Annotated in this window: 19 protein-coding genes; 10 read left to right on the top strand and 9 right to left on the bottom strand. The window is 60.2% G+C overall.

The features are described from left to right. Positions 1 to 48 precede the first annotated feature (48 nt). Together GVL50_RS12435 and GVL50_RS12430 are read left to right on the top strand one after the other, a co-directional pair. The gene (locus tag GVL50_RS12435) at positions 49 to 675 is read left to right on the top strand and encodes a glutathione S-transferase family protein (RefSeq protein ID WP_159813289.1); all 627 of its coding nucleotides are present in this window, start codon (positions 49 to 51) and stop codon (positions 673 to 675) included. A gap of 45 nt (positions 676 to 720) precedes the next feature. Beyond that, positions 721 to 2,751 carry a pyridoxamine 5'-phosphate oxidase family protein gene (locus tag GVL50_RS12430; RefSeq protein ID WP_159813287.1) on the top strand — a complete coding sequence of 677 codons (2,031 nt, stop codon included), beginning with the start codon at positions 721 to 723 and terminating at the stop codon, positions 2,749 to 2,751. 137 nt (positions 2,752 to 2,888) lie between these two features. Here GVL50_RS12430 and GVL50_RS12425 read toward each other — a convergent pair whose 3' ends face one another. Genes GVL50_RS12425 through GVL50_RS12390 form a run of 8 tightly spaced genes read right to left on the bottom strand, consistent with a single transcriptional unit; the run spans position 2,889 to position 11,899 of the window. Then, a complete protein-coding gene (locus tag GVL50_RS12425) occupies positions 2,889 to 4,019 on the bottom strand; it encodes a glycosyltransferase family 4 protein (protein WP_159813285.1) in 1,131 nt (376 codons plus the stop codon). A gap of 1 nt (position 4,020) precedes the next feature. Further along, positions 4,021 to 5,151 carry a glycosyltransferase family 1 protein gene (locus GVL50_RS12420; protein WP_159813283.1) on the bottom strand — a complete coding sequence of 377 codons (1,131 nt, stop codon included), beginning with the start codon at positions 5,149 to 5,151 and terminating at the stop codon, positions 4,021 to 4,023. After that, positions 5,135 to 6,511, bottom strand: coding sequence for a glycosyltransferase family 1 protein (locus tag GVL50_RS12415; RefSeq protein ID WP_159813281.1), 1,377 nt, complete (start codon positions 6,509 to 6,511; stop codon positions 5,135 to 5,137). Before GVL50_RS12415 ends, GVL50_RS12420 begins: the two co-directional genes overlap by 17 nt. Continuing rightward, complete coding sequence (locus tag GVL50_RS12410) at positions 6,508 to 7,773, bottom strand: ABC transporter ATP-binding protein (protein ID WP_053125265.1); 1,266 nt, start codon at positions 7,771 to 7,773, stop codon at positions 6,508 to 6,510. Before GVL50_RS12410 ends, GVL50_RS12415 begins: the two co-directional genes overlap by 4 nt. Then, the gene (locus tag GVL50_RS12405) at positions 7,773 to 8,570 is read right to left on the bottom strand and encodes an ABC transporter permease (protein ID WP_053125263.1); all 798 of its coding nucleotides are present in this window, start codon (positions 8,568 to 8,570) and stop codon (positions 7,773 to 7,775) included. Before GVL50_RS12405 ends, GVL50_RS12410 begins: the two co-directional genes overlap by 1 nt. Next, positions 8,571 to 10,013 (bottom strand): mannose-1-phosphate guanylyltransferase/mannose-6-phosphate isomerase, encoded by a 1,443-nt coding sequence (locus tag GVL50_RS12400; protein WP_159813279.1) that lies wholly within the window; start codon positions 10,011 to 10,013, stop codon positions 8,571 to 8,573. Positions 10,014 to 10,016: 3 nt separating this feature from the next. Beyond that, positions 10,017 to 10,988 carry a GDP-mannose 4,6-dehydratase gene (gene gmd / locus GVL50_RS12395; protein WP_011336673.1) on the bottom strand — a complete coding sequence of 324 codons (972 nt, stop codon included), beginning with the start codon at positions 10,986 to 10,988 and terminating at the stop codon, positions 10,017 to 10,019. Further along, positions 10,985 to 11,899 carry a GDP-mannose 4,6-dehydratase gene (locus GVL50_RS12390; protein WP_159813277.1) on the bottom strand — a complete coding sequence of 305 codons (915 nt, stop codon included), beginning with the start codon at positions 11,897 to 11,899 and terminating at the stop codon, positions 10,985 to 10,987. Before GVL50_RS12390 ends, gmd begins: the two co-directional genes overlap by 4 nt. Before the next feature lie 427 nt (positions 11,900 to 12,326). On the opposite strand from GVL50_RS12390, the gene GVL50_RS12385 reads away from it, so the two are divergent. From GVL50_RS12385 to GVL50_RS12355, 7 genes are all read left to right on the top strand, one after another. Further along, positions 12,327 to 13,961, top strand: a complete 1,635-nt coding sequence (locus GVL50_RS12385) for a glycosyltransferase (RefSeq protein ID WP_159813276.1) — start codon at positions 12,327 to 12,329, stop codon at positions 13,959 to 13,961. Further along, positions 13,955 to 15,259, top strand: coding sequence for a glycosyltransferase (locus GVL50_RS12380; protein WP_159813274.1), 1,305 nt, complete (start codon positions 13,955 to 13,957; stop codon positions 15,257 to 15,259). The genes GVL50_RS12385 and GVL50_RS12380 overlap by 7 nt, the downstream gene beginning before the upstream one ends. Next, on the top strand, positions 15,256 to 16,131 hold the full coding sequence (locus GVL50_RS12375) for a bifunctional 2-polyprenyl-6-hydroxyphenol methylase/3-demethylubiquinol 3-O-methyltransferase UbiG (protein WP_159813272.1): 876 nt from the start codon (positions 15,256 to 15,258) through the stop codon (positions 16,129 to 16,131). The genes GVL50_RS12380 and GVL50_RS12375 overlap by 4 nt, the downstream gene beginning before the upstream one ends. After that, the gene (locus tag GVL50_RS12370) at positions 16,128 to 16,265 is read left to right on the top strand and encodes a hypothetical protein (protein WP_159813270.1); all 138 of its coding nucleotides are present in this window, start codon (positions 16,128 to 16,130) and stop codon (positions 16,263 to 16,265) included. The genes GVL50_RS12375 and GVL50_RS12370 overlap by 4 nt, the downstream gene beginning before the upstream one ends. Then, a complete protein-coding gene (locus GVL50_RS12365; protein ID WP_159813268.1) occupies positions 16,250 to 17,077 on the top strand; it encodes a class I SAM-dependent methyltransferase in 828 nt (275 codons plus the stop codon). The genes GVL50_RS12370 and GVL50_RS12365 overlap by 16 nt, the downstream gene beginning before the upstream one ends. A 149-nt stretch (positions 17,078 to 17,226) precedes the next feature. Beyond that, positions 17,227 to 18,411, top strand: a complete 1,185-nt coding sequence (locus GVL50_RS12360) for a DUF3142 domain-containing protein (protein WP_159813266.1) — start codon at positions 17,227 to 17,229, stop codon at positions 18,409 to 18,411. After that, a complete protein-coding gene (locus GVL50_RS12355; protein WP_159813245.1) occupies positions 18,398 to 20,536 on the top strand; it encodes a hypothetical protein in 2,139 nt (712 codons plus the stop codon). Before GVL50_RS12360 ends, GVL50_RS12355 begins: the two co-directional genes overlap by 14 nt. On the opposite strand, the gene GVL50_RS12350 is transcribed toward GVL50_RS12355, so the two are convergent. Then, a complete protein-coding gene (locus GVL50_RS12350; protein ID WP_159813243.1) occupies positions 20,533 to 21,162 on the bottom strand; it encodes a LysE family translocator in 630 nt (209 codons plus the stop codon). The two genes, GVL50_RS12355 and GVL50_RS12350, sit on opposite strands and share 4 nt — an antisense overlap. A gap of 144 nt (positions 21,163 to 21,306) precedes the next feature. On the opposite strand from GVL50_RS12350, the gene GVL50_RS12345 reads away from it, so the two are divergent. Continuing rightward, positions 21,307 to 21,780, top strand: a complete 474-nt coding sequence (locus tag GVL50_RS12345) for an Lrp/AsnC family transcriptional regulator (RefSeq protein WP_159813241.1) — start codon at positions 21,307 to 21,309, stop codon at positions 21,778 to 21,780. The last annotated feature ends 26 nt before the right edge of the window (positions 21,781 to 21,806 follow it).

The following is a 21,806-nucleotide window of genomic DNA, read 5'->3' as shown; positions in this document are numbered from 1 at the left end:
TCGGCGCGCTCTTCCCCGCAGCGGCGCCCCTGTTCAGCGGAGTCGACCATGCAAGCGATCAAACTCTACAACTTCCCGCGTTCTGGCCACGCTCATCGCGTCGAGTTGATGCTGTCCCTGCTGCAATTGCCGACCGAGCTGATTTTCGTCGATCTGGCCAAGGGTGAGCACAAGCAGCCCGCGTATCTGGCCATCAACAGCTTCGGCCAAGTCCCGGCGATTGATGACGGCGGCGTGGTGCTCGCCGATTCCAACGCTATTCTGGTGTATCTGGCGCAGAAGTATGGCAACGGACGTTGGCTGCCTGCTGACCCGGTCGGTGCCGCGCATGTGCAGCGTTGGTTGTCGGCAGCCGCCGGGCCGATTGCTTTCGGCCCTGCTGCCGCACGCTTGGTCACGGTATTCGGCGCGCAACTGAATGCTGATGAAGCCATCACCCGTGCGCACAACTTGCTGAAAGTGATGGACATCGAACTGGGCAAAACTCCGTATCTGGCCGGCGAAGAACCGACCATCGCCGACGTCTCGGCCTACAGTTACATCGCCCATGCGCCGGAAGGCAATGTGTCGCTGGATGAGTACGGCAACGTTCGCGCCTGGCTGGCCCGGGTCGAAGCCTTGCCCGGTTTTGTCGGCATGCCGCGCACCGTCGCCGGTTTGCAAACCGCAGTCTGATTCCCGCAATCCACACTGTGCCGACGGTGCAGGGGAGAGGTCGTGATGGAACGTTCACCGTGGCACGCTGGCGAGCAACAGTTGCAGGCGAAAGTCGGGGTTGCCGAACGCATGGAGGCGTTCGGGCGTAAGGTGATTCGCACGTGGATGCCGGATCAGCACCGTGAGTTCTATCAGCAATTGCCCTTCATGCTGTACGGCGCCGTCGATGCGCAGGGTCGGCCGTGGGCCAGTGTGCTTGAAGGTGCGCCGGGCTTTGCTCATTCGCCGGATTCCGAGCACCTGCATTTCGCCAGCCAATCCTCGGCCGATGACCCGGCGCAACTGCGCAATGGCGAGCCGATCGGTTTGCTCGGCATCGAACTGCACACCCGCCGGCGCAATCGCCTCAACGGCCATGTCGATAATCTGACCGCGCAGGGATTCGACGTCAGCGTGGATCAGGCTTTCGGTAACTGCCCGCAATACATTCAGTTGCGCCAGTTTCAGCGCGTGCCACTGACGGATCCGCAGACCCGCCCGGCTCAGCATCTGGACGCTCTCGATGAGACGGCCACGGCGTTGATCGAAGGCGCCGACACGTTCTTCGTCGCCAGTTATGTCGATGTTGATGGTCAGCGCGCGGTGGATGTTTCCCACCGAGGCGGCCAGCCAGGTTTCGTACGGGTGGAAGGGAATCGTCTGACCATCCCCGACTTTGCCGGCAATCTGCATTTCAATACCCTCGGCAATTTATTGCTCAACCCCAAGGCCGGCATGCTGTTCATCGACTTTTCCACAGGCGATGTACTGCAACTCAGCGGGCGCACCGAGATCATTCTCGAAGGCCCGCAAATCGAGGCGTTTCAAGGCGCGGAACGCCTGTGGACATTTGATGTGGAAAAACTGGTGCGGCGCCCGGCGGCATTGGCGTTGCGCTGGCGCTTCGACGGCATGTCGCCGACCAGTCTGTTGACCGGTAACTGGGCCGAGGCGGACGCACGTTTGCAGGCGCAGGCACTCGGCAATCAATGGCGGCCTCTGCGGGTGACGAAGATTGAAGCGGAGAGTCAGCACATTCGCTCGATCTATCTGGAACCTGCCGATGGCGCCGGTTTGCCGGTGTTTCTTGCCGGTCAGCATTTGCCGCTGCGTTTCACCGTGGATGGTCAGGTACACATTCGTACTTACAGCCTTTCGAGTGCGCCATCCGATGGTTTCTACCGGATCAGCGTCAAGCGCGAGGGCCTGATTTCGTCGCATCTGCATGAGCAGATTAATGTCGGCGATGTGCTGGAAGCGCGGGCGCCACAGGGGCATTTCACCGTCGTACCGCTGGAGCATCGACCGTTGGTGTTGTTGGCGGCCGGTGTGGGAATTACGCCGTTGCTGTCGATGCTGCGCGAGGTGGTGTACCAGGGCTTACGGACGAGGAGGATTCGTCCGACGCTGTTGTTGCAGAGTTCACGCAGCCTGGCCGATCAACCATTTCGCAAGGAGCTGGATCGCTTGCTGGAAACGTCTGGCGATGCGGTGCGGGTGTTGCGCTTTCTCAGCCAGCCGGAAGCCGATGTGCAGGAAGGTGCGGACTTCGATTTGCCGGGGCGGATTGACGGCGAGGTGTTGAGGAATGTGCTGGAGGTCGATGATTTCGACCAGATCGATTTTGTCCTGTGTGGCCCCGGTGGTTTTACCCAAGGGCTGTACGACACCCTGCGCGAACTGGATGTACGCGACGCGCAGATTTATGCGGAAACCTTTGGCCCGTCGACACTGAAACGTCAGGCCGATCCGGATGCAATCGTGATTGAGCAACCGCCCGTAGCGACCACTTCGGTTCCGGTGGTGTTCGAGCGTTCGGCGAAAGAGGCGCGTTGGCAGCCGGATGGTGGCAGTTTGCTGGAACTGGCGGAGAGCCGTGGATTGCGTCCGGAGTTCAGTTGCCGGGGTGGTTCATGTGGAACCTGCAAGACGCGGCTGGTCAGCGGTGCGGTGAATTATCCACAGGTGCCGGCGGATATGCCGGAGGCGGGGCATGTGCTGATTTGTTGTGCGGTGCCGGCGCAGAGCAGCCAACCCTTGGTGCTCGACCTGTAATCCCGAACCCACCGCAAAACCCCTGTGGGAGCGGGCTTGCTCGCGAAGGCGGGTTGTCAGCAACGATGATGTCGACTGACCCGACGCTTTCGCGAGCAAGCCCGCTCCCACAATGGGGAATGTGTTTCAGGCCGAAGTCAGGCGTAGGACAGGGATTTTTCTTCGAGCAATTCCTGATACAGCTCCGTCCATTTGCGGCCCATTTCATCGGCTGTGAATAACTGCCGATACCGCGCTTCCGCTTTCACCCCCATCGCCGCCGCGCGCACCGGATCATCCCAGAGCGTACGCATCGCCTCGCGAAATGCCTGTGGATGACTCGGCGGTACGACCAATCCGGTCTCGTTGTGAATATTGATGTAACTGGTACCCGTGCCGATCTCGCTGGAGATCATCGGTTTGCCGTACATCGCGCCTTCCAGCAGCGAAATACCGAACGCTTCCGAACGCAGGTGCGACGGGAACACGATCGCGTAGCTCAATTGCAGCAACGCGACTTTGTCTTCATCGCCCAAGCGGCCGAGGAAATGAATGTTGCGCAGCCCCAACGCTGCAGCTTGCGCATGCAACTCTTGCTCGAGCGGGCCGGCGCCGACGATCACCACCGGGTAATCCACGTCTTTCAGCGCATCAAGCAGGATGTGCAGGCCTTTGTAATAACGCATCACCCCGACGAACAGGAAAAACTTATCCCCAAGCTGCTGGCGCCAGCGGTTCATGCGCTCAGTATCGGCCTGTGGATAACCGGCCTTGTTCAAACCGTAGGGGATGACTCGAGTCTTGTCCTGAAACTGCTGCAGCACATCGCTGGTGTGCAGGTAGTTCGGCGATGCCGAGACGATGCGGTCGGCGCTGGCGAGGAAGCGGTTCATCAGTGGCCGGTAAAGTTTCAGCAAGTGCTTCTGGCGAATGATGTCCGAGTGGTAGGTCACGACGCTGGGTTTTTGCATGCCGCTGGCGAAATGCACCAGATCCATAAACGGCCACGGGAAGTGATAGTTGACCACGTCAGCCTCGGCGGCCATTTCGCGAAACTGTTTGAACACGCTCCAGGAAAAACCGGTGGAGGCGAACTGAATGTCGAGTTTGGCGCGGTGCACTTCGTGGTGACCGAGTTTGACCACGGGCGGTGTCGGGTCGCTGCTGAGTGTCAGCACCTGGCCATCGATACCGTGCTGGGCGCCGCTTTCGCAGAGCTGGAAGATCACTTGTTCGATTCCGCCGACCGAGTCCGGCAGGTACGTTTTGAAAAAGTGAAGTACGCGCATATCAACCTCCCATGGCCTGGCGGTAGGCACCGGCCGTGGCCTGTGCACAACGCTCCCAGGAAAAAAGCCGTGCCTGCTGCAATCCGGCTTCTCGGCATGCCTGCCAATGCGCTTGATCGTCGATCAGAAGGCTCATTGCATCGCGCAAGCCTTGTGCATCGTCAGCTTGAATATAGTTGCCGGCCGGGCCTGCCACTTCCGGCATCGCCGAAGAACCGGTCACCACCACCGGCGTGCCGCTGGCCATCGCCTCCAGCACTGGCAGGCCGAAACCTTCGTACAGCGAAGGAAAAATCAGTGCCCGCGCGCCGGCGAGCAATTGCGCCACGTGTTCATCGGGCAAGTAACCGAGGAGGCACACATGCCCGCTGGCCAGGGCCTGACGCAATTCTTCACTGAACTGATCGCGCTGCCAGCCAGCCATGCCGACGATCAGCAGCGGAAAACGCTCGCGCACGGCTTCTGGCAACAAGGCGTGGGCGCGCAGGGCGAGCGTCAGGTTTTTGCGCGGCTCCAGCGTGCCGACACAGAGGAAATATTCGCGCGCCGTTACCGCGTGCGTTTTGAGCACCGCGTCGATCGCCAATGGCTCACGCGGATGAAAGCGTGCCGCGACGCCCAACGGGGCGACCACAAAGCGCTCGGCCGGCAAGCCGAAATAATCCTGAGCCTCATCGGCGATGGCTTGCGAGTCGGTGAGAATCAACTGCGCCTGCGCAACGCCGATCGCCAGTCGCCGCTCGATTTCCTTGAGCCGCGCGGCGGGCTGCGTGTCGGGGAAGTGCAGGTGCGTGAGGTCGTGCAAAGTAATCACCGTCGGGCCGTCGAAGGCCAGCGGCCACAGGCTCGGCTCGTGATACAGATCGATGCCTTGCGCGCGACCCTGATCGAAACGCTTCTGCTCCAGCCAGCGCCGCGCCTGATAGGCCCCGGGGATTTGCCGCAGCAGTGGCGTCAATCGCGAGTAACCGGGCATGGCCGCTTCCGGCAACGCCGAACTCCAGCCCCAGCCGTGGAACAGCGTGACTTCGACGTCGGGTTCATTGCGCAAGGCGTTGACCAGTTCGGCGACGTAATGGCCGATGCCGGTGCGCGGCGCCTGCAGAATTCTGGCGTTAAGCGCTATGCGCATGCTGCTTCTCTTCGGTAGGCAGCGATGTGTTCAGGTTGCGCTCGATCCGCTGAACCAATTGCGCGCTCGCTTCGCGCCAACTGAGCCAACGCCATTGCTCAAGGCTCAGGGCGGCCGGAAACTTGCCGGAGTGCTCCATACCGGTCACCAGATCGGTCAGGCTTTGCGGGTCTGCCAGATCGAAATAGGCCATGTAGTCGCCGCCGATTTCGCGGAACACCGGAATATCGCTGGCCATTGCCGGTAATCCACGTTGCATGGCTTCCACCAGTGGCAAGCCGAAACCTTCGACGTAAGACGGGAACACCAGCGCGGTGGCGTGGGAGTAGGCATGTTCCAGACTTCTGTCCGACAGAGAGTTGTACATGAACAAACGGCGGTTCAGTTCTGGATGCTTGCGAATGCGCTCGACCAAGGCATCACACTTCCAGCCAATTTTCCCGACAATGCACAAGCGTGCCGTGGATCCCGTGGCCCAGGCGCGTTCGAAGGCATCCAGCAGATAAGCATGGTTTTTGCGCGGCTCGATGGTGCTGACCATGAGGAACACCGGCTCGGCCGTTTTGAACATCTGCAGCAAGGCTCGATCAACCTCGGCACCGGCATCGCTCAGATCCAGTTCCGAGCCCAGGTGGAAGTAATCAAACCAGCGTTGTTCGACTTGTTGCGCGCCAATCCGGCGCAGCATCTCCTCGCGAACCTGATCACGGATGGTGGTCGAAATCGCCACGTAGCCATCGGCCGTGCGGGCGATCCAGTCGAACCAGTCGTTGAAAACCTTGACCAGGCCGGCATCGCAGAACTGCGGATGGGTCAGGGGGATCAGGTCGTAAATCACCGAGATGATACCGACGCCGTCACGCTTGAGTTGCTCGGCCAAGGGGAAAAAATTGGCGTGCCATGACGAGTCGAGCAACACCAATTGATCGCCCGCCCGGTGGGCTAACGGGACGCAACGTTCGGGAATGGTTTTACCTTTCAGGGCTCGTTCGAGCACGCGCATAGGCAAACTGAAACAGGCAAATGCGCTGAGCCGGCAGCCGACGTAGAGCACTCGGCGGGCGAAATGCGACTGGCTGAACGGACGGCGGCGCTCCAGTGCACGGTGGCGCAGCCAGAAGGTGTTGGCCCATTGCTCCAGCTTCACGCGCAGGCTCACCAGGTCGAGCTTGGGTGATTGCAGCGGGGCCAGACTTTTCACTTCATAGAGACCGCCATCAATCATCACCACCGGGATGCATTCGACGGTTTCATCGGTCGCCGGCAGTTGCTGGATGACGTTGCGCACCACGCGTTGAATGCCGGAGTTGGCGGTCGGGTGTTCGAAAACGTAAGTGCACTCCACCAACAGTCGCGTCATCGCAAGATCTCCATATCAGGCGTTTGTACAAGGGGTTCACTGGAGCGGGTGATGTCGGTTTGCGCTTGCAGCCACGAGCAGCCGACAAAGTCTTCCTGGCGATTGTTGATGACGTGGAAGACCAGGCCGTAATCGCGCCATTCGAAGTTGCGATCCAGGTGCGAGTCGAGACGTGACAGGCTCAACGCGACCGAATAACTACCCTTGCCCAGACGCATGTCGAAGGCGAAGCGGAAGGTCACGCGCTCACCGGCGCTCAGGTCGGTGACGGCTTTGTCGAGGCGATGGGTGTTGATGCCGTAGATGGCCTGACCCAGGCGATCCTTGATCATGAAACCGAGAATCAGCCGTTCGATGTCTTTACGAACTTCGGTCTGCACCTCCAGCACCACAGGCTGACCGACTTCTGCGACTTCGAGGCTGCGCCCGCGTGCATCGAGCAGGCGCACGCTGATAATCCCCGCTTCACCGGTGCCGGAAATGGTTTGCACCTGACCGTTGGCAAGCATTTCCTGGCGTACCGTCTGCCCCTCGCGCTGAGCGAGCATGGCGTTGTAATAGTCCATGACTTCTTCGGGTTTGCCGCGCATGGCCAGACGCCCGTTTTCGAGAAGAATGGCGCTGTCGCAGATCGACTGAATGGCCGAGCGGTCATGGGAGACGATCAGCAGAGTGGTACCGGCCGCGCGGAAGCTGCGTATGCGTTCGAAGCTTTTGTGCTGGAAGTAGGCATCACCGACCGACAAGGCTTCGTCGACGATCAGAATGTCCGGGCGTCGCGCGGTGGCGACACTGAACGCCAGACGCATCTGCATCCCGCTGGAATAGGTGCGCACGGGTTGATCGATGGCTTCGCCGATTTCGGCAAAGCTTTCGATTTGCGGCATCAGTTGTTCAATCTCTTCGACTTGCATGCCCAATAACTGACCCGACATGAAGGCGTTCTGTCGGCCGGTGAAGTCCGGGTGAAAACCCATACCCAGTTCCAGCAGCGCGGCAACCCGGCCTTCCAGTTGAATGTGGCCACAGGTCGGCTGGGTAGTGCCGGTGATCATTTTCAGCAGGGTGCTTTTACCCGCGCCGTTGACGCCGACGATGCCGACGGCCTCCCCGGGTTTGATCTCGAAGTCGACGTCTTGCAGGATCCAGTGCTGATGGTGGCGGGTTCCGGAAAACGGCACCAGCCATTCAAACAGGCGGCTCCAGCGATTCGGGTACTGTTTGTAGGCCTTGCCCAGGCCGGTAACGCGTATATGTCCCATCAGAGCTCGTCCACCATTTCACCGACGCGATGACGAAACAGCCGCAACGCCATGGCGCAGAGCAACAGACCGATGATTAACAACGGAATCAGCGAGGACCAGTCCGGCCATTGGTTATAGAGAAACACATTCTGGTAACTGGTCATCAGGGGGGTCATCGGGTTCAGTCCGATAACGTGTTGAATGCCCGGCGGCAGAATCGACAGCGGGTAAACGATCGGTGTCAGCCAGAACCAGAACTGCAGGCAAATTCCGAACATCTGACCGACGTCGCGAAAGAACACGTTGAGAATGCCAAGCAGCATCCCCAGCCCGGCGGCGAAGATCACTTGCAGGATCAGCAGCGGGATCAACGCCAGCAAAGCCATGCCGGGCAGGCGTCCGCTGATCAGCAGGAAGCCGAAAAACAATCCCAGAATGATCGCGAAGTTGATGCCGGCATTGAGGAGCGCAATCACCGGCAGGCAGATACGCGGGAAGCTGATTTTTTTCAGCAGGTTCGCGTTTTCGAGAAACATGCCCTGGCTGCGCGAGGTAATTTCGGCGAACAGTCCCCAGGTCAGCAGGCCTGCACACAGGTAGACGCTGTAGGCCAGGCCGTCATCAACACCCGGCAGGCGCGCGCGCATGATTTGGGAAAAAATCACCGTGTAGACCACGATCATCGACAGCGGGTTGAGCACAGTCCACAGCGCACCGAACAGCGAGTTGCGATACCGCGATTGAAACTCCCGCTTGACGCTACCGAGGATGAATCCCCGATAGCTGTACAACGAGCGGTACAGGGAAAGCAGCATTTAAACCGTCCTGCCGTATTGGTCTTCGAAGCGGACAATGTCGTCCTCTCCCAGGTATTCGCCGCTTTGCACTTCGATGATCACCAGATCGATCACCCCGGGGTTTTCCAGGCGATGTTTATGGCCGGCGGCAATAAAGGTCGATTCATTTTTCGCCACCAGCGTGGTGCCGGTGCCGTTGTTGGTGACCTTGGCCATGCCTTCGACGACCACCCAGTGTTCGTTGCGGTGATGGTGCATTTGCAGGGACAGCTTGCCACCGGGTTTGACCACGATGCGCTTGATCTTGAAGCGTGGGCCTTCTTCGAGAACCGTGTACGTCCCCCACGGGCGGCTGACGGTACGGTGCAACCGATAGGCTTCGTGGGATTTGTCCTTGAGTTGCTTGGCCACCCGACGCACGTCCTGCGCACGGTCGGCGTGGGCCACCAGCACCGCGTCGGCGGTGTCGACGATGATCAGGTTATCCACACCCACCGTCGCCACCAGCCGGTCTTCGCTCTGCACGAAGTTATTGTGGCTATCAATGAAGATCGCGTCGCCGCTGGCGCGGTTGTTGTCGGCATCGGCGGGCACCAGAGCTGCGACGGCGCCCCACGAACCGATGTCGCTCCAGTCAAAACCGGCCGGCACCACCACGACTTTTTCCGAGCGTTCCATGAGCGCGTAGTCGATGGAGATGTCGGTGATTTCCGCGAACAGCGCCGGTGACAGCTCTTGTTGCAGGCAACCGACGGTTTCGATCGGTGCGCTGGCGGCCATGCAGGCGCGGGTCTGTTCCAGCAGTTCAGGCGCGTGCAATTGCAGTTCGGCAATCACCGCCGCCGTGGTGAAGCAGAACATCCCCGAGTTCCACAGGAAGTTGCCGCTTTCCAGGTAATGCGTGGCGGTTTGCAGATCGGGTTTCTCGACGAAACGCTGCACTTTCGCCGCGCCTTTGGCGTCCAGCGGCGCGCCGGTTTCGATGTAGCCGAAGCCGGTTTCCGGCGCGGTCGGGATCACACCGAAAGTCACCAGATAACCGTCCTTGGCCAGATTCACTGCGTGTTCCACGGCGGTTTTCAGTGCGTCCTGATTGACGATCAAATGGTCAGCGGGCATCACCACCATGATCGCGTCATCACCGTGCAGCGCTTGCAGCGACAAGGCTGCGGCAGCGATGGCCGGGGCGGTGTTGCGCCCGGTCGGCTCCAGCAGGAAGTGCCCGCGATGGCGCGAGACGTGGGCGGCGCAATAGTGGTCCTTGCTCTGGAAGTAGTACTCGCGATTGGTCACCGTGACGATGTCACCCCAGCCGTCGAGCAAAGCTGCCGCGCGCTGGTAGGTCTTGCCGAGCAGCGACTGGCCGTCGGGCAAATTCATGAACGGTTTCGGATGGCCCTCGCGGGACACCGGCCACAAGCGAGTGCCGGCACCGCCGGACAAAATCACGGGGATCAGCATGGCCTACTCCTTGGCGACGCGTTTCATGTCCGCATCCATCATCATGCGGATCAAGGTATCCAGGTCGGTTTTCGGCTTCCAGCCCAGCACGCGCTGAGCCTTGGCCGGATTGCCGAGCAGCACTTCAACTTCGGCCGGGCGGAAAAACGCCGGGTCGATCTTCACGTAATCGCGGTAGTTGAGGCCGACGTGATCGAAGGCGATGCGGCACATCTCGCGCACCGTGGTGGTGACGCCAGTGGCAACCACGAAATCGTCAGGCTTGTCCTGTTGCAGCATCAGCCACATGGCTTCGACGTAATCGCCGGCAAAACCCCAGTCGCGTTTCGCATCAATGTTGCCCAAGGCCAGCTCCTGCTGTTTGCCTTGCTTGATGCGAGCGGCAGCGTCGGTGACCTTGCGGGTCACGAACTCAATGCCACGCAGGGGCGATTCATGGTTGAAGAGGATGCCGCTGCTGGCGTGCAGGTTGAAGCTTTCGCGGTAGTTGACGGTGATCCAGTGACCGTAGAGCTTGGCCACGCCGTACGGGCTGCGCGGGTAGAACGGCGTGTTCTCGTCCTGCTGCTCAGCCTGGATAAGGCCGAACATTTCGCTGGTCGAGGCCTGATAGAAGCGCGTGTGCGGGCTGAACTGACGAATCGCTTCAAGCAAGTGCGTGACGCCCAGACCATCAACGATGCCGGTGGTCACCGGTTGATCCCAGGAGGCGGCGACAAAACTTTGCGCAGCGAGGTTATAGACTTCGTCCGGCGCTGACTTGATGACCGCGCGCTGTACCGAGCAGGCATCGGCCATGTCGCCGTCGAGATAAACGATGTCGGCTTCGACACCCATCTCGCGCAGGCGCCAGCGCGAATCGCTACTGCGTCGTGCCACCAGGCCATGAACCTTGTAGCCCTTGTCGAGCAACAGTTTCGCCAGATAAGCGCCGTCCTGGCCGGTGATCCCTGTGATCAGTGCACTTTTAGTCATTCTTGTTTTACTCGCTTCTCCCAGTCGGACAGGATCGCCCGCAGGGATTGTTGTGTGGTGATGTCAGGCGTCCATCCTGTGGTTTTGGTCAGCCGTTCATGGCTGCCGCAAACGCGACGCTGATCGGCGCGTCGCATACGTGCCGGATCCTGAACCAGTTGCATGGTTACTTCGGCCAGATCGGCCAGTTGTTCAATCAGACTGCGGATGCTCTGCTCCCGCCCCGAGCAGATGTTGTAAACCTGTCCTGCCTGGCCCTTTTCCAGCAACGCGAAATACGCCGAGACCACGTCGCCAACATCGAGAAAATCGCGGCTGACGTCAATATCGCCGACTTCCAGTTGTGGGGCTTGCAGGCCTTGCTTGATGCGAATGATCTGCCGCGCCGCGCTGGCGATGACAAAACTGTCTTTCTGCCCGCTGCCGATGTGGTTGAACGGCCGCGCGACCAGTACCGGCCAGCCCTCACTCAAACCCCATTGCAGGCTGAGAAACTCGGCCGAGAGTTTGCTCACCGCGTACGGGTTGCGCGGGCAGGGGGCTTGTTGTTCGGTAATTGGCAGATCGTTCTCGCTGACCTGACCGTAAACGTCGCCAGAGCTGACGTACAGGAAGGTGCCCTGAAAGCCACGGGCCTTGAGGGCCTGTAACAGGTTGAGGGTGCCGAGCAGATTGATGTCGAAGGTGCGGGCCGGGTCGCGGAAGGCTTCGGGGACGAATGTCTGGCCAGCCAGATGAATGACCGCGTCAGGCATGTGCGGCCACAGGTCGATGAGGCTGTGCGGATCCGTCAGGTCGAAACGTGAAGCCGCAGGCAGCAGTTCCCACGCAGCGTCGGGCGAGGCCAAACGTGACTGAATATGTTGTCCAACGAATCCACTGAGACCCGTGACGAACAGACGCTTTTTCAAACAGCGACCCCTTGGTCTTGGTTTTCGCAGCACTTCCTACAGGCTTTAGAGAAGGGTCTGTCAGATCGGTTGGAAAATCCGCTAAGACGACAGGCGAAAACGTTGTTGTAGTTATTTGCTGTCAATCTGTGCCAATTGCCGAGCAATTTCAACCGGCCAAACCGTGACCGGTCAGTTCTCGTCAGCGTAGCCAAATTTATTCTCGCCGGGCGGTTCACGAATCCTTGATGGATGTGTTTAGAATGCCCCTCGCCGCCATTCTTCAAAGTTTGTCGCAAGGGTCGCGAGCCAGAGTGAAACCAACCACTAAAACAAGAACGAAGACGTCTCCCATGACGAAGGACGAAAGCCGGTAAAGCCGATTCGATCCGACGCTTGGCCGTCATAGCATGAGACTGCCGGGATGGTGGTTTCATCGTGGAATGCCATGAATTTCATTCTTTACTCGGACGTCAACGACCGCTCCATCAGCCAGAGTCTCGGGCGTCCCGAATACAGCTATTACTTCGTGCTCAAGGCCTATCGCCCTGTGCTGGAAAGCCTTGGGCGGGTGCATGTCGTGGCATCGGCGGCTGAAGTCGATCCGCTGTATCGACACCTGCAAGAGGCCGGTGAAGAGTGTCTGTTTCTTTCGTTCTCGCCACCGCATAAAACCCCGACTGACCTGCAATGCCCGACGGTGTGCGTGATCGCGTGGGAGTATGACTCGATCCCTTCCGAGTGCCACCCCGATGATCCCCGCCAGGACTGGAGCCAGACGCTGGCGCGGCATGGCCGGGTAATCACGTTGTCCAGTCACACGGCCGAAGCGATCCGCCGCACCTTGGGTGAAGACTTTCCTGTACTGGTTCTGCCCACGCCATTGTGGGAAGGTTTTGCCGCTGTGCGTCAGCAATTTCCGCCCGCAGCGGTGAACGCCGGAGCGACGTTGCAGATCAAGGGTTGCATCATCGACAGCCGCGCTCTGGGGTTGTCTGCCGACGGTCTGATCGCCCCCATTCACAACGAGCAGGAACTGGAAACCCGTGGCCTGGCCGAGCCGGTCGAGGAGACGCCGGCAGAACCTCTGCCACCTCCCGAGCTGACTCCGCGCCGTCGGGCATTCATCAGCAAGCATTATCTGCGTGAAGGCGTTCGAGCTTTCACCCGTCCTTCCGAGCATCGGCCGCTGTTTCTGCTCAAGCACAACCTGCTGATGTGGTATCGCGAAGCCGTCAGCGATTTATTGCCCGATGCGCTGCGCCAAAAGCTTTCCGGTCTGCGTACGCCGGCCCCCGAGCCCTTGCCTCTGGCGACGACGGTCGCGCAAGCCATGGAGCAAGTCGAACATCCTCAAGCGGTGCTGCCCGATACCAGCGAGTACGCACAGATCGACGTCAGTGGCGTGGTCTACGTGAGCGTGTTCAACCCTGATGACGGGCGCAAGAACTGGCATCACTTGATCACGGCATTCTGCTGGGCCATGCGCGATGTCGAAGACGCGACGCTGGTGCTGAAAATCACCCAGAACGACCTGTCGAGTTACTACGTTCATCTGATCACGTTGCTGTCGCAACTCTCGCCCTTTGCCTGCCGCGTGGTGGTTCTGCATGGCTATCTGGAAGACGAGGAATTCGCCCGGTTGTATGGCGCGGCGAGTTTCTATGTCAACGCGTCGCGCTGCGAAGGGTTGTGCCTGCCGTTGATGGAATTCATGTCGTGCGCCCGTCCGGTGATCGCCCCAAACCACACGGCCATGCGCGATTACATCGATGAAGAAGTCGGCTTCATCGTCAAGTCCAGCCGCGAGCCGACCATCTGGCCGGAGGACGTGCGGATTCTGTATCGCACGCTGCGCCATCGCCCGGACTGGGGCTCGCTGAAAACCGCTTACGAGGACAGCTACGCGATGGCTAAAAATCATCCGCAGGCTTACCAGACCATGGCCGCCGCCGCTGATCAGCGTATGCACGATTACTGCGGATTCGCGCCTGTGCAGCAGCGCCTGGCAGCGTTTCTCGGGCTGACGCCTGTCCGTGACATCGCTTCGCAGCCAATCGAAGCGGGGGCAGCGTCATGCTGATCATCATTCATTCGGAAACCAACAAGAGCAACATCCAGCAAAACCTCGGCCGGCCCGAGTACAGCTATTACTTCGTGCTCAAGGAATTCCGCCCGGTGCTGGAACGCATCGGGCAGGTCATCGAGGTAAGTAATCCCGACGAATTGGTCGATCGCCTGTATTTCGATTGCCTGAGCCGTGGCGAAGCATGTGTCTACCTGTCGTTCTCGCCGCCGCATCGCACGCCGATTCATTATGCATGCCCGACCATTCCGGTATTTGCCTGGGAATTCAGCACCATTCCGACCGAGAGCTGGCAGGGTGAACCGCGCCATGACTGGCGTGTGGTGCTGGAGGCCTGCGGCAGGGCGATCACCCATTCGACGTTCACGGTCAATACCGTGCGCGATGTGATGGGGGCCGATTATCCGGTGTGTGCGATCCCCGCGCCGGTGTGGGATCGCTTCGCTGCGCGTGGTCAGCCATTGAGCAAAAGCTCAGTGGTGGAAAACGTGCAGTTGAATTTGCGAGGTCTGTTGATTGACAGCCGCACCGTCGACTTGCGGCCGTACGGCCCAAGCGAGCTGCAAGAGGGGACGCCGATGTCGTTCAGCGGTCCACCGCAGGATTGCACGGTGCAACTTGAGGGCGTGGTCTACACCTCGGTGTTCAATCCCTATGACGGGCGCAAGAATTGGCATGACATGATCAGTGCGTTCTGCAGCACTTTTCGTGACGTGCCCGATGCAACGCTGGTGCTGAAACTCACCCACCATGACATCGCCAATGCGCTGTACGACATGGTGCATCATCTCTACAAGAATCAGACGTACCAATGCCGGATCGTGCTGATCCACGGCTATCTGGCTGATGCTGATTATGAAGCGCTGGTGCAGGCCACCAGTTACGTGGTCAACAGCTCCTACGGCGAAGGGCAGTGCCTGCCGTTGATGGAATTCATGTCGTGCGGCAAACCGGCGATTGCACCGCTGAACACGGCAATGGCCGATTACATCGACAGCGATTGTGCGTTCATCGTCGATTTCACTGAAGAGCTCACGGCCTGGCCGCACGATCCCCGCGCGGCGTATCGGACGATGCGCTACATGACCGACTGGGATTCGCTGTGTACGGCCTATCGCGCCAGCTATGACGTGGCGAAAACCGATGGTCAGCGCTACGCCAGAATGTCGGCCCACGCCGTCAGCAATCTGCAGCGTTTTTGCAGTCAGGCCAACACCGAACAGCGTTTGCGGGCATTTTTTGAACAACGTCTGCAATCGGCTCAGACGCCTCCTGCACAAGTCTCGCGCGCATGATTCGGCGACTGCTCGCACGATGGTTACCCGCGCCCCCACCGATGCCCGAGCCTGCGCCGCTCGCCAGCGTTTCGCCTGCTGATGTCGGTTTGCATGACGCCGTGCTCGACGGCTGGTTTTTAGGCGCCTCGGGCGAATTGCTCAAAGGTTTTGCAATCACGGCGGATGACACGCTGCTCGACGTTGGTTGCGGCGAAGGCGTGGCAACGTTATTCGCCGTACGCCAGGGCGCCTCGGTGATTTTCACTGACAGTGAACACCACAAGGTGCGCGATCTTGCCCGGCAGGTCGACGCGCAAAGCCATCAACTGAACCTGGGCCTGGTCAGCAACAGCCTGCCGCTGCCATTGGCCGATGGCTGCGCCAGCAAAGTGGTGTGCATGGAAGTGCTGGAGCACATCGACCACCCGGAACCGTTCATGGCCGAATTGGTGCGCATGGGGCGCCCCGGCGCGCAATACCTGCTCAGCGTACCGGCACCGGTGGGTGAGCATTTGCAGAAGGGCATCGCCCCGGCCAGCTATTACCAATCGCCCAATCATGTGCAGATTTTTACCGCGGAGCGTTTCGCCGCATTGGTAGAGGACGCGGGTCTGGTGATCGAGCATCGCCAGGCCAATGGATTTTTCTGGGTGATGGGGATGATTTTTTTCTGGGCGAGCGAGCGCGCGGCCGGCAGAGATCCGGGCGGCGCGGTGCGTGATCGCATTCAGGCGCCGTATCCACCGTTGATGGAAAGCTGGGCCCGCACTTGGCAAGACCTGCTGGCCCAGCCCAATGGCCATGCGATCAAACAGACCCTCGATCAATTGATGCCGAAAAGTCAGGTCATCATCGCCCGCAAACCTCTGGACGCAGGGCGCACGTCATGACCGGCAAACGGATCATGGCCATCGAAAAATTGCGCGCCATCGCTGTGCCGGGCGTTTTGTTCCATCACTTGCCAGGCAACCGGTTCGCCGATGCCAGCCGATCCTCTGGAGCGTTCTCATGCTGCAACTTTTGAAAAAATTATTGCCGACTGCACCGACTCCAGTTGCCGAGCCGCCTGCCGCTGTGATCCCCGAGAAAAAAGATTCTTACATGGTCGGCCTGCACGATGCTGTGCTCAGCGGCTGGTACACAGAGGCCACCGGCGAGCTGTTCAAAGGCTTTGTGGTGAGCCCTGACGACGTATTGCTCGACGTCGGCTGCGGTGATGGCGGCAATGTGCATTTCTGCGGCATGCGCGGGGCGAAAATCATCATCGCCGACATCGACGCGGCCAAGGTCGAAGCGACCCGCCAGCGCCTGAGCGACACGCCGGCGCGCGATATCGAATGCCATGTCACGGACTGCAATCCGTTACCGATTGCCGACGCCACGGCAACGCGGGTGGTTTCCACCGAAGTCATCGAACACGTCGACGATCCGGCGCAATTTCTTTCTGAACTGGTACGGGTCGGCAAGCCGGGTGCCATGTACCTGCTGAGCGTGCCGCATTCAAGTTCCGAAAACCTGCAAATAGGCATCGCCGCCGATGAGTATTTCCAGAAGCCCAACCACATTCGGATCATCAGCGAAGAGCAGTTCAAGACCATGGTCAGCGATGCCGGGCTGGAGATCATCAGCCATAGCCAGCACGGGTTTTACTGGTCGGTGTGGATGCTGTTGTTCTGGGAAGCCAAGGTTGATTTGAACAACCCGGATCATCCGTTGCTCAATCACTGGGCGGATACCTGGCAGGCGTTGCTCAGCTCGCCACGTGGCGCGCAGATCAAACAGGCGCTGGACTCGGTGATTGCCAAAAGCCAGATCATCATTGCCCGTAAACCCTGAGTACCTCTGTAGGAGCTGCGGCACGCTGCGATCTTTTGATCTTGATTTTAAAAAACAGGATCAAAAGATCGCAGCCTCGTTTCACTCGACAGCTCCTACAGGGTTTTTGTGTAACCTTGCAGCCTTGTGGTGTTCGGGGGTTGGAAGGTATGCGGTTCATTGTCGGTCTGTTCTTGAGCATCTTGCTTGTGGGTTGCAAGCAGCAAGACGCGCCACCCCTCGACCAACAACTCTACATCTGGCAACGCCAATGGACGCTGGCCCATGAGTCGGCGTTGCGCGACAGCCACAATGATTTCTCAACGCTGCGCGTCCTCGCCCTGCAAGCCTTCCCGAATGCCGGGTGGAGCCGCGCGCGAATCGATGCGCCGTTGTTGAAAGCTGATGGCCGACCGTTGATCGCGGTGATTCGTCTCGACGGCCAACTCAAGTCGCTGGATCAGGATCAGGTCACTGCACAGATTCTCCAAGTGCTCGCCGATTGGCAGGCGCAAGGCTTGACGCTGAGCGGCGTCGAGATCGATCACGACGCCGGTAACGCACGCTTGCCAGCCTACGCAGAATTCCTTAAACACCTGCGCTCGGCACTGCCGACGAACATCCCGCTGAGCATCACCGCACTGCCAGCCTGGCTCGACAGCGCGCAATTGCCGACACTCCTGCAAACCGTCGACAGCAGCGTGCTGCAAGTCCACGCCGTCAGTGACCCGCGTCGGGGATTGTTCGATTCTGCTCAGGCGTTGAAATGGGCCAAGGCCTGGGCGCGGATCACCGACAAACCTTTTTATCTCGCGCTGCCGGCCTACGGTGTCGCGCTGTTGCCGGACGACGGTGGGGCGCCACTGGTGGAAAGTGAGGTGCAACTCGAGCGCGGTGGCGAGCGTCAGGAACTGCTCGCCGATCCGCTGCAATTGAGCCAACTCGGCAAGACCCTGCGCGAAGACCCGCCGACGCACCTGGCAGGGTTGATCTGGTTTCGTTTGCCGCTGGCCAATGATCGCCGCGCCTGGAGCCTGACCACCTTGCGCGCGGTGGCCCGTGGCGATCAACTCGTCAGCCAGCTCGGCGTGACGTTCAGCGAAAACGATGGTCTCTACGACATCAAACTCGACAACCCCGGCAACCTCGACAGTGCCTGGCCCGCGCAAATCACCTTGAAGGCGCAAAGCTGTGAAGGTGCCGATGCGCTCGCCGGTTATGCATTGCAACAAGGCCCGGATCTGCTTACCTTCACCCGCCTGCGCGACGGCCGATTGCCGGCGGGCGGACAACGCGCCATCGGTTGGGCGCGTTGCGCACATATTGATCAAGGAGGTTCGCATGTTGACCCGTAACTGGCCCCGCCATCTGCTCTGCCTGAGCCTCTGCTTGCCATTGGGCTCGGCGCTGGCCTGCGGCCCGGACTTCCCGATGCGCCTGCTCGACAATCGCGGGCAAACCCTGGCGGATCTGCCGGAGGGCAACTTCAACTTCGAACTCAGCCGCCTCGGCAAAGCCATTGCCGGGCTGAACAACGTCACGGCGGCGACGCACAATCCCAACGACCTGTACGGCGAAGAAAACGCAGCCGCCGACGCGCGCGATAAGGCTGAACAGCTGGGTTTGAGCGCCGATCAGCAAACGCTGGTCAAGCAACTGCGCGGCCTGACCGATGCGCATCAGGTCGAGGTGCAGGGCGCCAGCCTGCCGGCGGAAATCCGTTTGTACGTGGCCGGCGCAGTCGCGTTTGCCACGGGCAATCATCAACTCGCCGTCGAATATTTCAACAAGCTGCTGGCGCTGCCGGCGGATCAGCGTCCATTGCGCAGCACCTGGGCTGCGTATTCTCTCGGGCGCACGTTGTTCGCCATGAGCAGCGAAGCCGGGGATAAGGTCGTCGCGCTGGAGCGATCGCGTGATGCGTTCCGTCAGGCTCGGCAACTGAGCATCGACGGTTTCAGCGATCCGCTGGAGCTGGGTGTCGCCAGCCTCGGCGAAGAGGCGCGGGTGGTGCGCGCGGCGGGCGACTGGAACGGCGCCATCGAATTGTATGAAGCGCAGAACCTGCACGGTTCCGCCGTGGGTTACACCTCGCTCAAGCAATTGATGAATGAGTTGGCGGAATTGCCCGAGGTCGAACTGGCCGAATTGCTTCAGCACACATCGGTGCAGCAACTGGTCACGGCCTCATTGGTCAGTCGTCAGGGCTGGTCGTTTGGCGACGAACCGCCGAACGAGAAGAAACTGGTGAAGCTGCTGCAAAACAGCACCCGTGGCAGTCTCGAAAATGCTGATCGTCTGGCCGCGATGAGTTATCAACAGGGCGATTACGCCGGTGCCAAAGCTTTTCTCGAAAATGCCGGCGACGGCGGACTCGCGTGGTGGCTGCGCGCGAAACTGGCGGTGCGTGACGGCGACAAAAATGCCGCCGCCGCAGCCTATTCGAAAGCCGCGCAGGCCTTCCCGCAGAAAGAAGATTGGGGTTATCGCCGTACCCCGGACTGGGCGTACGAAAGCCTGCAGCCGAAATGCCGGGTCGAGGGCGAAAGCGCGATTCTCGCCTTGCAGCGCGGCGAATACCTGCAAGCGTTCGTGCAGTTGTATCGCAGCAACAGCACCTATTGGTTCGATGCGGCGACCGTGGCCGAACGCGTGCTGACGGTCGAAGAGCTGAAAAAATACGTCGACGATAACGTCCCGGCACCGCCTGCACTGACCCAGCAGGAGCGCGATAACTACGTGCCGCTGCCGGTCGCCGCCAGCCTGCGCAACCTGCTCGGTCGGCGCTTGCTGCGCGAAGGGCATTACGCCGAAGCGGTCGCGTATTTCGACAATCCCGACCTGCAAAACAAGGCGCGGCTCTACGGTGAGCAACGCTTGAAAGCCGATTCCGCATGGTGGCCGACCAAACGCGCCAGCGCCCTGTACAACGCCGCGTGGACGGCGCGCGAGTGGGGCATGGACATCCTCGGTTACGAGATGGCCCCGGATTACGCCACGTTCGGCGGCAACTTCAGCCTGGAAACCACCGAGCTGACAGTCGGTCCGCTGGTCAGCGAAGCCGAAGTGCAGCGCCAGAAGGCCAGCGAAGCGAAACCGGATCAGCGCTATCACTACCGTTTCGTCGCCACCGAATTGGCCAGACGCGCCGCCGACAACCTGCCGCACACCAGCCAGGCGTTTGCTGCCGTGCTGTGCAACGCGGCGGGTTGGAACAGCAGCCTCGAAGAGCAGAGCGCGCTGTATCAGCGTTACATCAAGGAAGGCCCGTACGTGTTGTGGGCGGTGGATTTCGGCAATCAGTGCCCGTACCCGGATTTCCAAAACGCCGACAAGCGTTACGTCACCCAGGTCACGGACTCCGTACGCGCGACGCTGCGACCATACAAGTGGCCGGTGCAGGTTGGCGCGATTGTCTTGGTCACGGCCGCCGCGTTGCTGTTGATCAGCCGTCGTCAGCGCAAGGCCCGCAAAGGCTAAGCCTGCTGGACGAAGGTCAGGCGCACGGCGAAGCCGATCAACAGGCTGCCGAACAACCATTGCTGCAGCCGCTGCGCCGTTGGACTGTGTTGCAGCCAACGGCCCAGCGCGGCGCCGGTCAGCGCATAGGCGCTGTCGAACAGCAGACCGACGCCGACCAGCAGCGCACCGAGCAGGGCGAACTGGCTCAGCACCGGCGCGCCGTCGGCGACGATGAATTGCGGCAACAGCACTGAGCAGAACAACAGGGCTTTGGGGTTGAGCAGGTTGGTCAGCAAACCGCGGCGGATCGCTGCGCGCCATTGGCCGTGGCTATCGGCAGTTTCACCTGTCGTCAGGTTCGGCAGCAGTGTGCTGCGCAGGCATTGAATACCGATCCACAGCAGATACGCCGCACCGGCGAGCCGCACCACTTCGAACGTCCACGGCGCTGCTTTGAATAGCGCCGCCAGCCCCAACGCCGCCAATGCCACATGACAACCTCGGGCAATCGCCAGACCTATCGCCGTGGCCAATGCGGCGCTGCGTCCCTGACGCGCGCCGGTTTGCAGGAGCAGGATCATGTCTGGGCCGGGCAGCAGAAAAACCACCGCCAATGCCAGGAAAAACAGCCAGAGACTCGCCACGGTTCAGTCCTTTCGTTGTCGATTCGGTAGCGCCAGTCTAGGGCTGAAGGGCGGGGCAGGTGCTTGCGTAGTCGGCTTCAAAAGCTTCTGCAATTGGCATAACCTGCTAGCTTTATGCGCGATAACTATCGGGATCTGCCAAACATGAAACTGGATGCCTTCGACCGCAAAATCCTCGCCGCCCTGCAACGGGACGGGCGCCTGAGCAACGTCGAGCTGGCCGATGAAATCGGTCTGTCGGCCTCGCCGTGTTTGCGCCGGGTGCGCATGCTGGAAGAGGCGGGGGTGATTCGCGGCTATCAGGCCAATCTTGATCGCGATGAAGTCGGGTTGGGGCTGACGGTGTTTGTCGGGGTTAAGGTCGAACGCCACAACGACGAACAGGCCGAGGCGTTCTATGCAGCGGTGACGGCATTGCCGGAGGTGATTTCAGCATTCCTGGTGTCGGGGGAATCGGATTTTCTGCTGCAAGTGGTGGTGCCGGATCTGCGCGCGTATGACCGCTTTCTCAGCGGCTGCCTGTTGAAGTTGCCGGGGGTGAGTGACATCCGCAGCAACTTCGCGATTCACACGGTGAAGACACCGGGGGCTTTGCCTTTGGGACATCTTCCGACCTGACAAGCAAAGATCGCAGCCTTCGGCAG

Source organism: Pseudomonas sp. 18058 (assembly GCF_902706155.1).
In the GTDB taxonomy this organism is placed as follows: domain Bacteria; phylum Pseudomonadota; class Gammaproteobacteria; order Pseudomonadales; family Pseudomonadaceae; genus Aquipseudomonas; species Aquipseudomonas rustica.
Note: the sequence above shows the minus strand (reverse complement) of the source record. Positions and strands in the feature narration are given on the sequence as shown.

Bases quoted from the DNA above. Each gene is read 5' to 3' on its own strand.
- GVL50_RS12435 (WP_159813289.1), top strand. From the start codon at position 49: ATGCAAGCGATCAAACTCTACAACTTCCCGCGTTCTGGCCACGCTCAT.
- GVL50_RS12430 (WP_159813287.1), top strand. From the start codon at position 721: ATGGAACGTTCACCGTGGCACGCTGGCGAGCAACAGTTGCAGGCGAAA.
- GVL50_RS12425 (WP_159813285.1), bottom strand. From the start codon at position 4,019: ATGCGCGTACTTCACTTTTTCAAAACGTACCTGCCGGACTCGGTCGGC.
- GVL50_RS12420 (WP_159813283.1), bottom strand. From the start codon at position 5,151: ATGCGCATAGCGCTTAACGCCAGAATTCTGCAGGCGCCGCGCACCGGC.
- GVL50_RS12415 (WP_159813281.1), bottom strand. From the start codon at position 6,511: ATGACGCGACTGTTGGTGGAGTGCACTTACGTTTTCGAACACCCGACC.
- GVL50_RS12410 (WP_053125265.1), bottom strand. From the start codon at position 7,773: ATGGGACATATACGCGTTACCGGCCTGGGCAAGGCCTACAAACAGTAC.
- GVL50_RS12405 (WP_053125263.1), bottom strand. From the start codon at position 8,570: ATGCTGCTTTCCCTGTACCGCTCGTTGTACAGCTATCGGGGATTCATC.
- GVL50_RS12400 (WP_159813279.1), bottom strand. From the start codon at position 10,013: ATGCTGATCCCCGTGATTTTGTCCGGCGGTGCCGGCACTCGCTTGTGG.
- gmd (WP_011336673.1), bottom strand. From the start codon at position 10,988: ATGACTAAAAGTGCACTGATCACAGGGATCACCGGCCAGGACGGCGCT.
- GVL50_RS12385 (WP_159813276.1), top strand. From the start codon at position 12,327: ATGAATTTCATTCTTTACTCGGACGTCAACGACCGCTCCATCAGCCAG.
- GVL50_RS12380 (WP_159813274.1), top strand. From the start codon at position 13,955: ATGCTGATCATCATTCATTCGGAAACCAACAAGAGCAACATCCAGCAA.
- GVL50_RS12375 (WP_159813272.1), top strand. From the start codon at position 15,256: ATGATTCGGCGACTGCTCGCACGATGGTTACCCGCGCCCCCACCGATG.
- GVL50_RS12370 (WP_159813270.1), top strand. From the start codon at position 16,128: ATGACCGGCAAACGGATCATGGCCATCGAAAAATTGCGCGCCATCGCT.
- GVL50_RS12365 (WP_159813268.1), top strand. From the start codon at position 16,250: ATGCTGCAACTTTTGAAAAAATTATTGCCGACTGCACCGACTCCAGTT.
- GVL50_RS12360 (WP_159813266.1), top strand. From the start codon at position 17,227: ATGCGGTTCATTGTCGGTCTGTTCTTGAGCATCTTGCTTGTGGGTTGC.
- GVL50_RS12355 (WP_159813245.1), top strand. From the start codon at position 18,398: ATGTTGACCCGTAACTGGCCCCGCCATCTGCTCTGCCTGAGCCTCTGC.
- GVL50_RS12345 (WP_159813241.1), top strand. From the start codon at position 21,307: ATGAAACTGGATGCCTTCGACCGCAAAATCCTCGCCGCCCTGCAACGG.